General features: G+C 29.0%; 23 protein-coding genes and 1 pseudogene. 14 read left to right on the top strand and 10 right to left on the bottom strand.

The window, feature by feature from the left end:
• The 8 genes and pseudogenes from BP92_RS0110505 to BP92_RS0110470 all read right to left on the bottom strand — a co-directional run.
• Nucleotides 1–261: transposase (locus BP92_RS0110505; protein ID WP_026726032.1), on the bottom strand; the 261-nt coding region annotated here is incomplete at its 3' end.
• Nucleotides 262–336: 75 nt separating this feature from the next.
• Nucleotides 337–933, bottom strand: a complete 597-nt coding sequence (locus BP92_RS0110500) for a hypothetical protein (RefSeq protein WP_026726031.1) — start codon at nucleotides 931–933, stop codon at nucleotides 337–339.
• Nucleotides 934–935: 2 nt separating this feature from the next.
• Entirely contained in the window at nucleotides 936–1,727 is a 792-nt protein-coding gene (locus tag BP92_RS0110495; protein ID WP_026726030.1) for a hypothetical protein, read from the bottom strand.
• Nucleotides 1,728–1,890: 163 nt separating this feature from the next.
• Nucleotides 1,891–2,334, bottom strand: a pseudogene (locus BP92_RS16775) (DUF3841 domain-containing protein); the annotation flags it as partial.
• Between the two features lie 15 nt (nucleotides 2,335–2,349).
• On the bottom strand, nucleotides 2,350–2,487 hold the full coding sequence (locus BP92_RS17115) for a hypothetical protein (protein ID WP_160169126.1): 138 nt from the start codon (nucleotides 2,485–2,487) through the stop codon (nucleotides 2,350–2,352).
• Nucleotides 2,488–2,490: 3 nt separating this feature from the next.
• A complete protein-coding gene (locus BP92_RS0110480) occupies nucleotides 2,491–2,772 on the bottom strand; it encodes a hypothetical protein (protein ID WP_026726028.1) in 282 nt (93 codons plus the stop codon).
• The gene (locus tag BP92_RS17035; RefSeq protein ID WP_150111917.1) at nucleotides 2,769–2,921 is read right to left on the bottom strand and encodes a DUF1737 domain-containing protein; all 153 of its coding nucleotides are present in this window, start codon (nucleotides 2,919–2,921) and stop codon (nucleotides 2,769–2,771) included. The genes BP92_RS0110480 and BP92_RS17035 overlap by 4 nt, the downstream gene beginning before the upstream one ends.
• A 2-nt stretch (nucleotides 2,922–2,923) precedes the next feature.
• Entirely contained in the window at nucleotides 2,924–5,917 is a 2,994-nt protein-coding gene (locus BP92_RS0110470; RefSeq protein WP_026726027.1) for an Eco57I restriction-modification methylase domain-containing protein, read from the bottom strand.
• 302 nt (nucleotides 5,918–6,219) lie between these two features.
• On the opposite strand from BP92_RS0110470, the gene BP92_RS0110465 reads away from it, so the two are divergent.
• From BP92_RS0110465 to BP92_RS17435, 4 genes are all read left to right on the top strand, one after another.
• Nucleotides 6,220–6,615, top strand: coding sequence for a hypothetical protein (locus BP92_RS0110465; RefSeq protein ID WP_026726026.1), 396 nt, complete (start codon nucleotides 6,220–6,222; stop codon nucleotides 6,613–6,615).
• Nucleotides 6,616–6,692: 77 nt separating this feature from the next.
• Nucleotides 6,693–7,127 carry a JAB domain-containing protein gene (locus BP92_RS0110460; protein WP_026726025.1) on the top strand — a complete coding sequence of 145 codons (435 nt, stop codon included), beginning with the start codon at nucleotides 6,693–6,695 and terminating at the stop codon, nucleotides 7,125–7,127.
• A gap of 92 nt (nucleotides 7,128–7,219) precedes the next feature.
• Nucleotides 7,220–7,402, top strand: coding sequence for a hypothetical protein (locus BP92_RS0110455; protein ID WP_026726024.1), 183 nt, complete (start codon nucleotides 7,220–7,222; stop codon nucleotides 7,400–7,402).
• A gap of 262 nt (nucleotides 7,403–7,664) precedes the next feature.
• The gene (locus BP92_RS17435; protein WP_262486609.1) at nucleotides 7,665–7,796 is read left to right on the top strand and encodes a hypothetical protein; all 132 of its coding nucleotides are present in this window, start codon (nucleotides 7,665–7,667) and stop codon (nucleotides 7,794–7,796) included.
• Between the two features lie 56 nt (nucleotides 7,797–7,852).
• Here the strand turns inward: BP92_RS17435 and BP92_RS0110445 are convergent, their stop codons facing one another.
• Nucleotides 7,853–8,143: a helix-turn-helix domain-containing protein gene (locus tag BP92_RS0110445; RefSeq protein ID WP_245598376.1), complete on the bottom strand. Its 291-nt coding sequence runs from the start codon at nucleotides 8,141–8,143 to the stop codon at nucleotides 7,853–7,855.
• A gap of 5 nt (nucleotides 8,144–8,148) precedes the next feature.
• On the opposite strand from BP92_RS0110445, the gene BP92_RS0110440 reads away from it, so the two are divergent.
• The 5 genes from BP92_RS0110440 (at nucleotide 8,149) to BP92_RS16120 (ending at nucleotide 10,895) form a co-directional block, all read left to right on the top strand.
• Entirely contained in the window at nucleotides 8,149–8,916 is a 768-nt protein-coding gene (locus BP92_RS0110440; protein WP_160169125.1) for a hypothetical protein, read from the top strand.
• Between the two features lie 39 nt (nucleotides 8,917–8,955).
• Nucleotides 8,956–9,459 (top strand): hypothetical protein, encoded by a 504-nt coding sequence (locus BP92_RS0110435; protein ID WP_026726022.1) that lies wholly within the window; start codon nucleotides 8,956–8,958, stop codon nucleotides 9,457–9,459.
• Between the two features lie 10 nt (nucleotides 9,460–9,469).
• Nucleotides 9,470–9,895 (top strand): hypothetical protein, encoded by a 426-nt coding sequence (locus tag BP92_RS0110430; protein WP_026726021.1) that lies wholly within the window; start codon nucleotides 9,470–9,472, stop codon nucleotides 9,893–9,895.
• Nucleotides 9,892–10,359 carry a hypothetical protein gene (locus tag BP92_RS0110425; RefSeq protein ID WP_150111915.1) on the top strand — a complete coding sequence of 156 codons (468 nt, stop codon included), beginning with the start codon at nucleotides 9,892–9,894 and terminating at the stop codon, nucleotides 10,357–10,359. Before BP92_RS0110430 ends, BP92_RS0110425 begins: the two co-directional genes overlap by 4 nt.
• Nucleotides 10,360–10,685: 326 nt before the next feature.
• A complete protein-coding gene (locus BP92_RS16120; RefSeq protein ID WP_051604446.1) occupies nucleotides 10,686–10,895 on the top strand; it encodes a hypothetical protein in 210 nt (69 codons plus the stop codon).
• A 10-nt stretch (nucleotides 10,896–10,905) separates the two neighbouring features.
• Here BP92_RS16120 and BP92_RS0110415 read toward each other — a convergent pair whose 3' ends face one another.
• The gene (locus tag BP92_RS0110415) at nucleotides 10,906–11,496 is read right to left on the bottom strand and encodes a riboflavin synthase (RefSeq protein ID WP_026726019.1); all 591 of its coding nucleotides are present in this window, start codon (nucleotides 11,494–11,496) and stop codon (nucleotides 10,906–10,908) included.
• 58 nt (nucleotides 11,497–11,554) lie between these two features.
• On the opposite strand from BP92_RS0110415, the gene pdxA reads away from it, so the two are divergent.
• From pdxA to accB, 5 genes are all read left to right on the top strand, one after another.
• On the top strand, nucleotides 11,555–12,604 hold the full coding sequence (gene pdxA, locus BP92_RS0110410; RefSeq protein WP_026726018.1) for a 4-hydroxythreonine-4-phosphate dehydrogenase PdxA: 1,050 nt from the start codon (nucleotides 11,555–11,557) through the stop codon (nucleotides 12,602–12,604).
• Nucleotides 12,605–12,685: 81 nt separating this feature from the next.
• Entirely contained in the window at nucleotides 12,686–13,225 is a 540-nt protein-coding gene (locus tag BP92_RS0110405; protein WP_026726017.1) for a YceD family protein, read from the top strand.
• Between the two features lie 9 nt (nucleotides 13,226–13,234).
• Nucleotides 13,235–13,429, top strand: a complete 195-nt coding sequence (rpmF, locus tag BP92_RS0110400; protein ID WP_008255033.1) for a 50S ribosomal protein L32 — start codon at nucleotides 13,235–13,237, stop codon at nucleotides 13,427–13,429.
• A gap of 166 nt (nucleotides 13,430–13,595) precedes the next feature.
• A complete protein-coding gene (locus BP92_RS0110395; RefSeq protein ID WP_026726016.1) occupies nucleotides 13,596–14,591 on the top strand; it encodes a beta-ketoacyl-ACP synthase III in 996 nt (331 codons plus the stop codon).
• A gap of 27 nt (nucleotides 14,592–14,618) precedes the next feature.
• Nucleotides 14,619–15,107, top strand: coding sequence for an acetyl-CoA carboxylase biotin carboxyl carrier protein (accB, locus tag BP92_RS0110390; protein ID WP_026726015.1), 489 nt, complete (start codon nucleotides 14,619–14,621; stop codon nucleotides 15,105–15,107).
• The last annotated feature ends 49 nt before the right edge of the window (nucleotides 15,108–15,156 follow it).

Here is a 15,156-nt window from a genome sequence, read left to right as displayed (position 1 = left end):
TTCTACTACTTCATCACTTGTGGCTTCCCTTGTGGTATCGCCTGCTAAACGCTTTTTACCAGCTTCTAAAAACTCTTTATTCCATTTGTAAAACTGAGATTCATTAATTGAATACTTACGACATAATTCTGCAACTGACATTTCTGCACGTAAAGCTTCCATTACAATTTGGATTTTCTGTTCGGAACTAAAGATTCTTCGTGTATTTCTACGAATGTCTTTGATGAAATTCTCTGCTGTTTTTTTCTTAGGTGTTTTCATACTATTTCAAAGTTAATAATTTTTGAAAACACTCTCTTAGTTTTGAACTAAATCAGTCCACTTTTTGCTGACGATTTACAATTCCTCAGACTTGATTTTAAATGTCTCAAATCTATTTGCTAAATCAATATTTTCATCATACAGAATCCTAAACATTTGCCTAGTATCTTCAGGAAAATTTTGAGCTATTTTACTAATAAATCCCCAAGAGTTTTGATAAAGTAAGTTTGAAACTTTCCTAAATGCTTCTGAGAACATTTTATAAAAATCTATTGCATCAATATTCCAATGTTTTTGAAAATGTTCAACAGCATCCCATTTGTATGATTCGTTTGGGTCACCTTTCAATCTCAAAGTTTTAATATAACTTTCTACTAGCTTTTCCAAACTATTAGTTTTAATAAATTCCTTTCTTTGTATCTCAAATCCTAGTTTTTCAAAAAATTGAAAAATTGCCTCACCACCAGAAAGTGAAGGTATCTTTACATCTAAATTTTCATTTTCAATTTGCTTCTCTATTTCCCATAATACAGGTTTTGTTGGGTATAATTTTCCTTTATAAACTAAATCACCAGTCCTACTATTATTCTTAGAATCCCAAGGGTTTTTATCAAGGTGTTCAATTGCTTTAATGGTGCAATCTCTTAATGTTTTTATTTCAAATTCATTCATTTTTACTCTTTTATATCTTTAAAATCATCAACAAAAGCCAAATTTCTATCTATTTTTTTGCTGACTTCATTTTTATAAGTTGGGTCTAATGCTATTTTAGAAATGGATATTACCTCTAAAATTGGTCTTGAATTAATGAATTCTTCTAGTTCATTCCAACTGTAGTAGATTTCATTTCCTTGTCCAACTCCTTTTAAATGGTTGCATTGGTCATTTACAAAGTAGGCTTTATCTCCTCCAAGAGCCAAAGTACTTTTCATGATTTGTTTTCTAAATGTTTGGGTGTATCTGTCATCAAATCCTTCATTTGTTTGCATTGCATTACAGAAACTCCACCATCTTGAAAAGTAGTATAAATCATTCATTAGAATTTTATCATGAATATTCATATAGCCTTCTGCATTTGTACTATCAACACTATCTAGAAAATAGTAAGCTAATGTAATATCTTTCTTTTCTTCTAAAATTTCTTCTTCATCTGGCATGTATTCTTTGTACCAACTCCAATATTCCACTTTATTAAATAATTGGTCACCATACTTTTGATACAATTGTTTCTTTTGGTAATTTTCATCTACTAATAAGTATCTTGCATCAGCTTTAGTTTTTCTAATAGAACCTAATTGTATGAGTTCATTATCAAAATCAACACCTAATAATTCATTATACTCTTTGGTTGTATAATACCCATAATCAATATTTAGGTTAAGCCTTTCTGATAAGTCAACAGCAAGAGTTTCAACATTGGAAATGTTTAAATTGTGTTTGCTTAATATGGAAATATCACAACCCATTTTTAAAAGAATATTTTAAAAACCACTAGTAATATTATAATTAACAGTATCACATCATAAATTGAAAATTCTATTTCAAAAGTGTAATCTATCTCTTTATTGTAGTAGTTTTTAAACCAGTTAATTATTGCTTTTACCATTTTGCTTAGTTTTATTATTTATTCTATTTTGCTGTAAAATAATCTACTTTTATAATTTCTTCAACAGATAGTTTCCAAAAAGTTGCTTGTATAGATTTTTGTTCTTTTTTATGAGCTGCATATTCCGTTGCATAGTTTAGGTCAAAAATTTTGTGCCAACTTTCTTCCACTTTGTTTTTTAGAATAAGTGTATAATTTTCTTTATCAATAAAATTTACTTTTTCAGTTTCTAACAATTTATCAAATTCATTCTCTTGTTTTTCATTATCATGGATGCACCAATAATTTAATGGATGATGCCATAAATCATAATCTGAAAGTAACACTTCATTTTCATTTTTACATAACTCTATTCTAACTCCTTTTGTGCCTTTTGTTAAATGACTTGACCTTAAATCTGGTCTCTTTTTTTGTTCACTTCTATATTGATGCCAAGCCCAAATGGGTGTAGCATTTTCAAATGGCTTTTTTGAAACCTTGCTTTACATTTGTTGCAAGAGCCAAGTGTAAGCATATAAAAAATTATCATCTACATTAGATAAATTTACATCTCCATAGATGAAACCATTTTCTAACAATTTTTCATACCAAAAAATGGGTTGTATAGTCCATAGTTTCATTTATTAACTATTCAAAATTTCTTCAATATCTAATTCAATTTCATCATTGTTGCCAAATAATTTATCAGTTAGTTTTTGTATCAACGCATTGAATTCTCTCTCTTCTCTGTCCTCTTGTTCTTTTGTTTTAGGTGGTAGAATTGTACTATTTTCATCTTCTACAAAATAGAAATCAATATCCATTTGACCTGAAAAATAATCATCTGTTAGTAATGTTTCCATCACTACACATTTTGTATCAAAATCTAATGCTTCAAATTCTTGTTTGGTATATTTTTGTATCATAAATGTTCTTTTAAAATCATAGCTTGAATAAAGAAGTTGTCATAAACTGCAATACCACCTTGTGGCAAATAACCCTCTGCAATTTTTTGATTTACTAACTCTGTGAAAGTTTTATTGTTTTGATGTTCTACTAAAATATATTTTTCCATAATTAACTATTTTCAATTATACTAATCTCTTCTTTTGTTAATCCATATAACTCATAAACCATTTTATCTATAGCTTCATCAGTGGTTAAAATTTCATATCTAATTTTCATCACTTTGGTAGCTTCTGAAACAAAATACTCCTCCCACTCAGCTTCTTCTGATAAAGTTAATTTTGCTTTTAGCTTACCCAATTCTTTAATAAATTCAGGATAGCCCAACAAATACCATTCTTGCAATTTTTTAGGCAAACTCACTACATCAAATTTTCTTTTAATGGTTCTTTGGAATTTTTGGGATTGTTCAAGTAATTCTGAATTGCTTGATGTTATTTTTTGCACTAGATTTTTAAATTTGTTGTTGAACTCATTATTCATTTTGCAAGGAAATGATTCAATATATTCACCTGTAAATTGAGCAAATGCTTTATTTTCTCCTGAAGATTTTGCTTTATGGTAATAATTGAAAAGTTTAGAGTTCAATTGAGCTACAATACTGTAGATATTATCTTCATCATTTGGAATAATTAAATATAAGTTCTTTAATGCCATAGCCTTTGTCAAATCAATATCTGCAATTATGTAAGAGCCTGTCCTTCTCATAAATATTTTAGCTCTATTATAATATTCTTCATTAGCATTACTTTTCATTTCTTTTTTGATAAAGTTGACATATGAACCACTATAATTTGTTGAATACTTATTGACATCTTTACCTAACAAAATAGGCTTGTGGTTATCATCTAATTTATCAGTAACAATCCATTTTTGATTATCTTTTGTTTCAAGACCTCTGTAGATAATTGCATAATTTTTAAGACTCGTATTGATATTCATCTTATCAATAATACTATCTGTTGTCTCAATAAATGGATTATAACCATTTTTATATTTTTGAATATCAAAAGTTTGAAAAATAAATTTATCTTCAACAATTTCACTAGTAAGCTTAATTTTTTCTGAAATTCTAATTCTATTTTCAAATATTAATACTACAGTTTCAACAATTTCCTGAAAAGCAGTATTTTTTAAATATACTATTTCATTCACTTGTAATCCATAAACAAAATCTCTCATATTTGAAAAATATTTGTTTTGCATCCAACTATTTGGAATTATGAAACCTAAGAAACCATTAGTTTTTAAAATTTTAGTTCCAAGCTCAGTAAATAGAGCATACGTGTTTGGATTATATTCTGCACACTTATAATTTTTAATAATATAATCTATGGTAGAATTTCCAACAATTGATTTAATATAAACCACATAAGGAGGATTTCCAATAATCACATCAAAACCACCTTTTTCAAACACTTTAGGAAAGGCTTGTTGCCAATTAAAAGCTTTTTCTCCAGCTATTTCAACAGCATCAATTAAGGAGTTGCCACATTTAATATTGGCACTTAAATCATTTAATTTTCTGTTAGGTTGAGCAGTTCTTAACCATAAAGATAGCTTGGCAATTTCAACACTTTCTTCATTAAGGTCAACTCCAAATAAGTTATTTTCTAAAATACTATTTTCAATATCACTTAAAACCAAAGCATCACCAAATAATTTGGCTTGTAACTCATCTAAATATTTATGTTCTTCAATCAAAAAATCTAATGCTTGGTTCAGGAAAGCTCCACTACCACAAGCTGGGTCACAAATAGTTATTTGTAACAGCCATTTTCTGTATGAATCAATTTTTTCAACTAGACCTTGAATGGTTTTTTTCTGTCTTTTCTTATCAATGGTATAATCTTCTTCATTGATTGATAATTCTAGTTTCTTAGCTTCGCAAAGTTTACCAATTGTATTTTCAACTATGTATTTAGTAATATACTTTGGAGTGTAAAAAACACCATCTTTTTTACGCTTGGTTTTAGATTTATCAATTGCAGTACCTTCTAATTGGGCTTTTATTTCATCTAGCTCATTTAGAGAGTTTTCAAAAATATGTCCTAAAATATTAACATCAACTTCACTTGCAAAATCATAATGACTTAGCTTTTCTGTATGATTGTATAATACTTCATCATCAATTAATAAGCTATCTAATAAATCATCATTTTTGAACAATCCACCATTATAAGCAAATATTTGATGTTCTTCTTTTTCAGTTCCGTGTGTTTGACTAAATGCTGGCAAAGCTACTTTAGCTCCTACATTCAAGTCATTAAAGTATATTTTATATCTCTCATATAGTGAAACTTCAATACGCATTTGTTGCAATTGTTTCCACTCTTTATTGATTCTAAAAATTAAGTTGGTAGGGAGTAAGTTTCTATCTTCTGCAAAAAATATAAATAAAAATCTATCTAATAATTTTTGTGATTTTTTAAACAACTCCAAAGGTTCATATTGTGGGTTTAGTGCCACCAAATTATGATACAACTCTCTTTTGAAAAGTGAATAATCTTTATAAAGTTTTTTAGTTATTACATCCTCTTCACTAACTGATTCATCTTTTATTTTTTTAGCTATATCAAGATTGATGTTTTCATAAGCTAGACAAAGAAATAATAAATTAAATTCTTCTTGGGTTAGTGTAAATAGGTTGAACTCGATATGTTCAATAGCATTATCAATGTAAAAACGTATTTTCTCAAAATTGGAAGTGATTACATAGGTGCATCCTTTTTGATTGTTCTTGTATCCAAATGCTTGAGTTTCAATTTTACCTAAATCTGTGGTATTAGTACCTTTCAGTTCAATTACAGCTTTTACTTTATCTGCAATAATAATAGCACCATCAGCTTTTTTGCTATCCTTAATGTTTTTTAATTCTGTTGTCAAATTAAAATTTGCATCAGGATTTAAAGTGTACCCTAAAATAGATACAAATAAATCTCTTAAAAAGCCTTCTTGGTATTGTTCTTCTTTGCTGTTTCTGATATTACCTTGAATGGTAGCATTGTGGAAATGATTAGTAAAATCATTCCATTTTTTAGATAAAACTTCTTTGTTTTGGGCTTGTATATATTTTGAAACTACAGACTTTTGAAATAATGACATTTATTAAAACTTTAAAAGTGTTAAATTTAAGAAAATTATACCACTTTTTGTTAATAATTTTTTTTGAAAAAAAATTAGATACCAACAACTTTATACACACGCAAGCCTCCGCACAAGACACCCCCGCCACTTCTAAAACCCACTAAATACCCCCACTTATTTTGAGCAAGAAAAGATTTCTTGTGCCATATTTTTTTCATTCTAAATTTTAGCTTACATAAATTCAAGGTGATAGTTGTAATTTTTTAAGTTCAGAGGTGTGTTTAAAGTTTGGCAAAGTTCAACTCAAAAAAATTAAATCAATGGTACGAATTGTTAACTATTTAAAAAGACAAACAGAAGAAGGAAAAGAATTCTTTGTTTTAGAAATTTCGGGAGGTATTGAAATGGTAAAAAGCCAAACCTCTAATCAGTTTTATGCAACTGCTAAAAAAGCATTTATTTCATCAACATTTGATGAGCAAACTTGTAAAGCTCTTATTGGTACTGAAATGCCAGGTAATGTAGTGAAACAAGAATGTGAGCCTTATGAGTATGTAAATAAAGACTCAGGAGAAGTAATGATGTTAAGCTACAGATATGTTTACACACAAGAAGAAGCTATTACATCTAAAGAAGACAAATCTATTCAAAGACTTCTAGCTGAGGAACAGACTTTTTCAAGTAATGGACATCACAAAGAAGAATTTGTAATGTAAAATTTAACTCGTCCATTTTCTGTTTAGCTATATAATAGTTATTCAAATTATGGACGAGTTTTTTATTTTCTATTCCTATGGAAGTAGCTGAAATTAAAGTTTCCTATTCAAATACTAATCCTGATAGAGTTCAAGTCACAAATAGCCAAAAGATATTTGAAGTGATTATGAAACATTGGGATTTAGATATTTTGGAGTATCAGGAACAAGTGAAAGTAATATTGCTCAATAGGGCAAATATTGTATTAGGTATATATGAGCTTTCTAAAGGTGGTATTTCAGGAACTGTGGTAGATATTAGAATTATTCTAGGTGTGGCTTTAAAATGCAATGCATCAGCTATTATTTTAGTACACAATCATCCAAGTGGTAAGTTAGTCCCAAGTGAACCTGATAAAGCTATTACAAAGAAGTTAAAAGAAGCTTGTAATTTGCTTGAGGTGTATTTATTAGACCACTTAATTATATCTAAATTTGGGTATTACAGCTTTGCAGATGAAGGTACTTTATAAATTGCAAATATTGCAGTTTCTGCAACTTCTGCAATATTCTAAAACTTGTATTAATTTCTCTATTATGGTAGTAATTTTTAAATTTTAGATTAATGAAAACTGTATATGTACTATTTGAAACAGATTTGCACAAATCTAAATTCAGCAAAATATTTTTGGGAGTGTTTAGTAGTTTTAATTTAGCCAATCAATACGCAAAAGATAATAATTGCTATACAAATAATACTGAAGTTGTCATACTCGAAGTGGAGTTGGATAAATTTCAAGAAATGTAAATTAATTGTAAAAGTGTACTGGAGTTTAAATATCAATGAAAAAGGTATAAATTAAATCTTTACTAAAATTCCAAGATATAATAATATAGCCAAAAGTTGAAAAATGGACTTGTTTTATCAAGCAATTTGAATACTTTTATTGCTCTAGATACTATTTCCCAAGCAAATAGGCTGCTAACTAACAAATAGCCAAAATGTATTTTTAGTTACTAAATATGGTACACAATTTGATATATTTTAATAAACTTAAAATCTATTAATTATGCCAAGAAATCACGAAGCAGACATGAGTAATTCTAATTCAGGTACATCAGGTACAAATGAAACCTATCAACAAAATCAGGACAATAGGGCTGACCAATTGAATCCTAATAATGATAAGTATCAGGGTTAATTCTGAATTTTAAAATCTTCAAAAATGGGTTATTTATTTTAAATAGATAACCTTTTTTATTTTACCAATTCTTCTAATTTAACATCTAATGCAACAGCTATTCTGTGTAATGTATAAATTGTAGGGTTAGTTCTGCCTGATTCTATTCTTGAAATATTAGTTGTATCAATATCTCCATCAATTTTACCTACTAAATCCACTTGAGTTAAACCCTTGCTAATTCTAATATCTTGGATTCTTTTACCCACACTTTTTAATAATTCTTGCTTATCCATAACTTGACATATTTGGCAAGTCAAGAAAAGATTTATATGTTTGTAAGTTAATGCCATATATGGCAAGTTCAATAAATATGAATTTGAATATAATTTACAACAAAGACCTTTTAAAAGACATTGCAAAAGGAAGTATCATCACTATTATAAAAGATGGAGATTCTGAGAAGTATAGATTTGTTGGATTTTGTCCATTTGATGAATTAAATAATACAATCATCTTATCTAATCTAAATGAAAACAATAAAAACGAGTTGTTCAGATTTTACTTCAAAAATGAAAAAGATGAAATTTGGATTATAGGTGATGCATTACACGAAAACAGGGAAAATGTTAAGCTTCAAATTGTTTCTCAATTAAAGTATAAGCGTGATATAATAAAAAATTCAATGCACAATTTTGAATCAAAACACCTCAATTTTATATGGAATTATAAAGAATTGAAATCACAAAATCCTAAATCTCCAATTTCTATAATTAAGAATGGTAAAGTTATAAACTTGTGTTATTTAACTTATTTAGAAGAACCAAAAATGTTTCTATTTTGTGATTACATTATTGGTAGCACAATTCCACACTTTTCAAATAGTGATATTTACTCAGGAGACTCATTTAGAATAGGTATTAAATATGATTATGAAATATTAAAAGAAAACTACAATGTTCACTTAAATCCTGTTATTGTAAGTGGAATTTTTGGAAATTATAACTCACATTGTCAAGAAATATTCAAAATTCAGATTTTTCAATTAGAAAATTTAATATCAAGTTATTTAGGATTAGAGCAGTCAAGCTTAAAAGCTTACAAAGAATTATTATTTGAATGTGATGCAAAACCTTTTTAAAGTTAATAAATCTTATTTCAATACTAAAATGCTCTTACAATGAATATCAAACTTCAAGATGAACTCAAAAAGCACCACCCCCTAAAAGCAGAACAAATTAAAACTTGGTTAGTTGAAAATGAAAACTATTTCAATTTTCTAATTAGTCAAAGTAGTTGCAATAAATGGAGTATATGGCTTGAAGATAAATCAACTCATATGTACCCTTGTGTATGTTCAAATAGAGAGCAAAACTGCATATTTATTGAAACCTATTACCAATTAGACAGAGTTATACAACTACATCAGAAAGAGGAATACTTTAATATCCTAGTACAAGAATACAGGCAAATTAGTAGTGATAAAATTGCTTTATCTGAATGGTTCAATAAATACAAAAAGTTAGCTTCTGAATTAGCTTTTGATACAGAAATATCAATAATGCTAGAATTAGAGCCATATAAAACTTCAAAAATTATACTCAATGAAAATGAGTTCAAAAACATCATTGAATTTCAAAACATCTTCAATGAATTAGAATACAATCAAATCATTAATTTTTAATTAAATTCAAATGAAAAGTATTATTTCCCTTTTGTTTTTCCTGACTTTTGCAACTACTAAAGCACAAGATAGTCATGTTTATGTAACTTCACATTATAAAATAGATGGCACTCAATCTGTAATATATAGTAAGATTAGTTTTATGATGATTACCAGTAATAACTATGCAACACTTTATGTTAAAAATAGAGATATTGACAAATGGTTAATTGAAGATTATCCATTAGAATTAATTGAATCAGGAAATAAAGATGGTTTGTATTTCGAAAAATATAACATTTCTAAAAGTTCAGGGACATTTATTGAATCAACAAAAAAATATGAAACTAGAGGGTATTATTTTTTCTTTGATGAAAAGGGAGGTGCTATAAAATCTATAATTGAAGTAATAATATATTCAAAGGATAATATAGTCACAAAAAGATATTACCCATGAACAAATCAACCACCAATAACAAGGTGGTTTTTTTATACCCAAAAGTTATGAAACAATTAAATATACCTTTCAAGTTAGGTATGCAATATGATAATTGGGAGTTTGATTTGAAAGTAATAAAGGACAGGATGCAGGGTTTTGATAGCTACATTTATATAGGTAAGAAGTTTAATAAGTTTCTGAATTATAGTAAATATAAAACTGAACTAATTTTTAACCTTGATATTTTAGAGGCAGTTTTAATTTCATTTGAAAGCTCAAATTCAGATTATAATGAATTATCTGAAATAGTAAACTTAAAATTGAATTGCCTTTGTGAAACTTTAGAAAATAATGAAGTTAAAATTTGTAGATTTGTAACTAAATCAAATGAAGTTTGGATTCTAGAAACTACATCAAACTTATATTTATTAGTATCTAATATCAAGTATTCACTGGATATTATTAATTCTCTATTATGCTAGTAGAAATTAATTTAAGGTATACTTTTAGGTTTCAAAAAAAGTTATATATTTGCCACATCAAAAATATAGTGGCTTACACTCAAAGCATTCGAGCCCAGGTGGGACCACTTTTATTGTTAAGATTTAAGAAGAAAAAACTCACAATTAACAAAATTTAAGTTTTTTTTAAGTTTTTTTCTAAAAATAACTTGTAAAGTATAAAAATATTTATATTTTCGTGTTTTCTAATAAGTTTGTGTTACATAATATTAACTTATTATTAAATAATTTCTTTTATTAGTAAGGGAATGATATAAATTATACTTTTGCGCCCAATGAGAACAATTATGAATAAAATTATAACAATTTTAGTAGTACTTTTTAGTATTCAAGGTGTTTTAGCAGCAGATCCAACACCTCCGCCGCCAACTCCACCACCACCACCTGGTCCTGGTTTGCCTATTGATGGAGGATTGGTTGTTTTATTCTTTTTGGCGTTACTTTCAGGTTATTATTTATCTAAGAAATATATATCTACAAAAAAAGGCTCTATATAAGAGCCTTTTTTTATTTTCTTAATTCGTTTAATCGACTTACATACTTTCCAATCACATCGAATTCTAAATTTACTTTTGTGCCAATTTTAAAAGTATTAAAATTAGTGTGGTCAAATGTGTAAGGAATAATGGCAACGCTAAAGGTGTTTAATCCTGAATTTACAACTGTTAAGCTAGTTCCGTTTACGGTTATTGAACCTTTTTCAATAGTAATATTGTTTAAAGAAGCGTCGTATTCAAATGTAAAAACCCAACTTCCATTAGCTTCTTTAATGTTTGTACACGTTCCAGTTTGGTCAATATGGCCTTGAACAATGTGTCCGTCTAGTCTGTCGCCAAGTTTCATCGCGCGTTCTAAATTCACAACATCTCCAACTTTCCAAGTTCCAATCGAAGTTTTATCAATCGTTTCTTTAATAGCGGTTACGGTGTAATTTTTGTTTTCGATTTTCACTACCGTTAAACAAATACCATTATGCGCTACGCTTTGGTCAATTTTTAATTCATGAGTAATGTCGGACTCCACCGTTACATGCAGGTTTTCCTGATCTTTTTCGATTTCTTTTATAATTCCAAGGGTTTCTATAATTCCGGTAAACATAACTGATTTAATTTTACTAAATTTGCACATCAAAAGTAAGCAATAAATCACACTTGTCATGGTTAAAAAAGCAGAAAATATAATTGTTGGAATTTCGATTGGAGATTTAAATGGTATTGGAAGCGAGGTTATTTTAAAAACATTTGAAGATACTCGAATGTTAGAATTGTGTACGCCAGTAATTTTTGCAAATGCTAAGATTGTTTCTTTTTTGAGAAAAGAATTAAATATTGATATTGCCATTCACGGAATTGATAAAATAGAGCAATTGGTTGTTGGAAAAATCAACGTACTAAATGTTTGGCGTGAAGGAGTAAATCTTGAATTAGGTAAAAATGATGATGTAGTAGGAAGTTATGCAATTAAATCTTTTGTTGCTGCAACAAAAGCTTTAAAAGAAGGTTTGGTTGATGTTTTAGTAACAGCACCTATTAATAAGTATAATATTCAATCAGAAGATTTTAAATTCCCTGGACATACTGATTATTTAGATAAAGAGTTGGAAGGTAATGCTTTAATGTTGATGGTTCATGATGATTTACGTGTGGGATTATTAACTGATCATGTTCCTGTAAACGAAGTTGCAAAACATTTAAATGAAAAATTAATTACCAGTAAAATAAAAACCATAATCCAAACTTTAATTCAGGATTTTGAAATAGAAAAGCCAAAGGTGGCGGTTTTAGGTTTAAATCCACATTCTGGAGATAATGGAGTTATAGGACAAGAAGAAGAAAAAATTATTAAGCCTGCATTGAAAAAATTATTTGATGCCGGAAATATGGTTTTCGGACCTTTTCCTGCGGATGGTTTTTTTGGTTCGGCTCAATATGAAAAATACGATGCAGTTATTGCAACTTACCACGACCAAGGATTAATTCCGTTTAAAACGTTATCTTTTGGTAATGGAGTAAATTATACTGCTGGGTTAAATAAAATTAGAACTTCGCCTGATCATGGAACGGCTTATGAAATTGCAGGTAAGAAAGTTGCTAATCACGAGTCATTTAAAGAGGCAGTTTATTTAGCAATTGATATTTATAACAAAAGAAATGACTATCAAGAGCTGATTAAAAACCCTTTAAAAACAAAAGAAAAACAGTTATAAACAAAAAAATGTTTACAACTAGTTTGAATTTATAAATATTTTATATCTTTGCACACCTTTTAAAAAGGTAAAACTGTTGTTATGAACAATTTAAAAGAATATTTAATTCCTTTTGTGGGATTAAAAATAGGGAAGCATCAGTTTGATTATCAAATAGATAATACGTTCTTTAAAAACTTTGATTACGACGAATTTAATGACGTTTCGGTTAAAGTAGATATTGTTTTAGAGAAAAAAAGCACCATGCTTGAACTCGATTTTAAACACAAAGGAACTGTAAATGTACCTTGTGATGTATCGGGTGAAGAGTTTGATTTGCCAATTAAAGGAAAATTAAAACTTTTAGTTAAGTTTGGAGATGCCTTTAATGATGAAAATGAGGAGTTGCTCATTTTACCACATGGCGAGTTTCAAGTAAATGTAGCACAGTATATATATGAATCAATTATATTGTCGGTGCCTTTACGTAGAGTACATCCTGGTGTTAAAGATGGTTCGCTGTCTGATGTAATTGAAAAATTAGAATCGCTTTCTCCAAAAGAAAACAAAAAAGAAGAACAACAAAATAATGATATTGACCCTAGATGGGAGAATTTAAAAAAACTATTAACGGATAAATAAAATAGAACAATGGCACATCCTAAGAGAAGACAGTCGTCTACAAGAAGAGATAAGAGAAGAACACATTACAAAGCGACAGTTGCTCAAATCGCAACATGTCCAATTACTGGTGAGGCACACTTATACCACAGAGCTTACTGGCATGAAGGTAAAATGTACTACAGAGGTCAAGTTGTAATTGATAAAAATGAAGCAGTAGCTTAATTGCATCAACAAAAAAATAGAGAAAACTCTCACATTGTGAGAGTTTTTTTGTTAAGTACCCATTCGTTTTAAATTAATAAAAACGAATAGGATTCGTTTGAAATTTTTTTTGTAATTTCCACCACTTTTTGAATCCTAAAAATTCAGAAGGAAAAATTAATCGAAGATGAATAAAATAACAGCAGCAATTACGGCAGTAGGTTCTTATGTTCCCGACTTTGTTTTGTCGAATCAAGTATTGGAAACATTAGTAGATACGAATGATGAATGGATTACCACTCGTACCGGAATTAAAGAAAGAAGATTGTTAAAAGAAGAAGGAAAAGGGACTTCTTTCATGGCGATTAAAGCCGCTCAAAACTTATTAGAAAAAGCCAATTTAGATCCTAAAGATATTGATTTAGTGATTATGGCAACGGCAACTCCAGATATGCCAGTAGCTTCAACGGGAGTTTATGTAGCTACACAAATTGGAGCAACGAATGCCTTTGCATTTGATTTACAAGCCGCTTGTTCGAGTTTCCTTTACGGAATGTCTGCAGCTTCAGCTTATATCGCATCTGGAAAATACAAAAAAGTTTTATTGATAGGTTCTGATAAAATGTCATCGATTATCGATTATACAGACAGAGCTACTTGCATCATCTTTGGTGATGGAGCAGGAGCTGTGTTGTTTGAACCAAATACAGAAGGATTAGGGCTTCAAGATGAAATCTTAAAAAGTGATGGAATCGGAAGAGAATTCTTAAAAATTGAAGCAGGTGGTTCTATTTTGCCTGCTTCTGAGGAAACCGTAAAAAACAAACAACATTTTGTATTCCAAGATGGAAAAACGGTTTTCAAATATGCCGTTTCTGGAATGGCAGATGTAAGTGAAAAAATCATGCAACGAAACAATTTATCTCACGACGATATCAATTGGTTAGTAGCACATCAGGCCAACAGAAGAATTATTGATGCTACTGCAAATAGAATGGGATTAGACGAAGCTAAAGTTTTAATCAACATTCAAAAATACGGAAATACCACTTCGGCAACCCTACCTTTATTATTATCAGATTTCGAAAACCAATTGAAAAAAGGAGATAACATTATCTTTGCAGCTTTTGGTGGCGGATTCACATGGGGTGCTATCTATTTAAAATGGGCTTACACTAAATAAAAACAAAACTAAACTAAATCAAATATTATGGATATTAGAGAGATTCAAAACCTAATCAAATTTGTAGCTAAATCAGGTGCTACAGAAGTAAAATTAGAAATGGACGATTTTAAAATCACCATAAAAACAACAGCTGAAGGAACAGAAAGTACAACAACTTATGTACAGCAAATGCCTATGCAAGCGGCTCCACAAATGGCAGCTCCTCAAATAGCAGCAGCTCCAGTGGTTGCAGATGCTCCAGCAGCAACTCCAGCAGCTGATGATAATGCAAAATATATTACAGTAAAATCACCAATTATTGGTACTTTCTATAGAAAACCAGCTCCAGACAAACCAATGTTTGTTGAAGTAGGTTCAACTATCGGAAAAGGAGATGTTCTTTGTGTAATTGAAGCAATGAAATTATTCAACGAAATCGAATCTGAAGTTTCTGGTAAAATTGTAAAAGTTTTAGTAGATGATTCATCTCCAGTTGAATTTGATCAACCATTATTCTTAGTTGATCCATCTTAATAAAGTTAGAAATTAGAGGTTAGAAGTAAGATTTTTTGCTTCATAATTG

This window comes from Flavobacterium sasangense DSM 21067 (assembly GCF_000686885.1).
Classification (GTDB): Bacteria; Bacteroidota; Bacteroidia; order Flavobacteriales; family Flavobacteriaceae; genus Flavobacterium; species Flavobacterium sasangense.
This window is presented reverse-complemented; position numbering and strand designations above follow the sequence as displayed.

Bases quoted from the DNA above. Each gene is read 5' to 3' on its own strand.
- BP92_RS0110415 (WP_026726019.1), bottom strand. From the start codon at position 11,496: ATGTTTACCGGAATTATAGAAACCCTTGGAATTATAAAAGAAATCGAA.
- accB (WP_026726015.1), top strand. From the start codon at position 14,619: ATGGATATTAGAGAGATTCAAAACCTAATCAAATTTGTAGCTAAATCA.
- BP92_RS0110405 (WP_026726017.1), top strand. From the start codon at position 12,686: ATGAACAATTTAAAAGAATATTTAATTCCTTTTGTGGGATTAAAAATA.
- BP92_RS0110480 (WP_026726028.1), bottom strand. From the start codon at position 2,772: ATGATACAAAAATATACCAAACAAGAATTTGAAGCATTAGATTTTGAT.
- BP92_RS0110435 (WP_026726022.1), top strand. From the start codon at position 8,956: ATGAATATCAAACTTCAAGATGAACTCAAAAAGCACCACCCCCTAAAA.
- BP92_RS0110465 (WP_026726026.1), top strand. From the start codon at position 6,220: ATGGTACGAATTGTTAACTATTTAAAAAGACAAACAGAAGAAGGAAAA.
- BP92_RS17035 (WP_150111917.1), bottom strand. From the start codon at position 2,921: ATGGAAAAATATATTTTAGTAGAACATCAAAACAATAAAACTTTCACA.
- BP92_RS0110440 (WP_160169125.1), top strand. From the start codon at position 8,149: ATGAATTTGAATATAATTTACAACAAAGACCTTTTAAAAGACATTGCA.
- BP92_RS17435 (WP_262486609.1), top strand. From the start codon at position 7,665: ATGCCAAGAAATCACGAAGCAGACATGAGTAATTCTAATTCAGGTACA.
- BP92_RS0110470 (WP_026726027.1), bottom strand. From the start codon at position 5,917: ATGTCATTATTTCAAAAGTCTGTAGTTTCAAAATATATACAAGCCCAA.
- pdxA (WP_026726018.1), top strand. From the start codon at position 11,555: ATGGTTAAAAAAGCAGAAAATATAATTGTTGGAATTTCGATTGGAGAT.
- rpmF (WP_008255033.1), top strand. From the start codon at position 13,235: ATGGCACATCCTAAGAGAAGACAGTCGTCTACAAGAAGAGATAAGAGA.
- BP92_RS0110455 (WP_026726024.1), top strand. From the start codon at position 7,220: ATGAAAACTGTATATGTACTATTTGAAACAGATTTGCACAAATCTAAA.
- BP92_RS0110395 (WP_026726016.1), top strand. From the start codon at position 13,596: ATGAATAAAATAACAGCAGCAATTACGGCAGTAGGTTCTTATGTTCCC.
- BP92_RS0110425 (WP_150111915.1), top strand. From the start codon at position 9,892: ATGAACAAATCAACCACCAATAACAAGGTGGTTTTTTTATACCCAAAA.
- BP92_RS0110460 (WP_026726025.1), top strand. From the start codon at position 6,693: ATGGAAGTAGCTGAAATTAAAGTTTCCTATTCAAATACTAATCCTGAT.
- BP92_RS16120 (WP_051604446.1), top strand. From the start codon at position 10,686: ATGAATAAAATTATAACAATTTTAGTAGTACTTTTTAGTATTCAAGGT.
- BP92_RS17115 (WP_160169126.1), bottom strand. From the start codon at position 2,487: ATGAAACTATGGACTATACAACCCATTTTTTGGTATGAAAAATTGTTA.
- BP92_RS0110430 (WP_026726021.1), top strand. From the start codon at position 9,470: ATGAAAAGTATTATTTCCCTTTTGTTTTTCCTGACTTTTGCAACTACT.
- BP92_RS0110495 (WP_026726030.1), bottom strand. From the start codon at position 1,727: ATGGGTTGTGATATTTCCATATTAAGCAAACACAATTTAAACATTTCC.
- BP92_RS0110500 (WP_026726031.1), bottom strand. From the start codon at position 933: ATGAATGAATTTGAAATAAAAACATTAAGAGATTGCACCATTAAAGCA.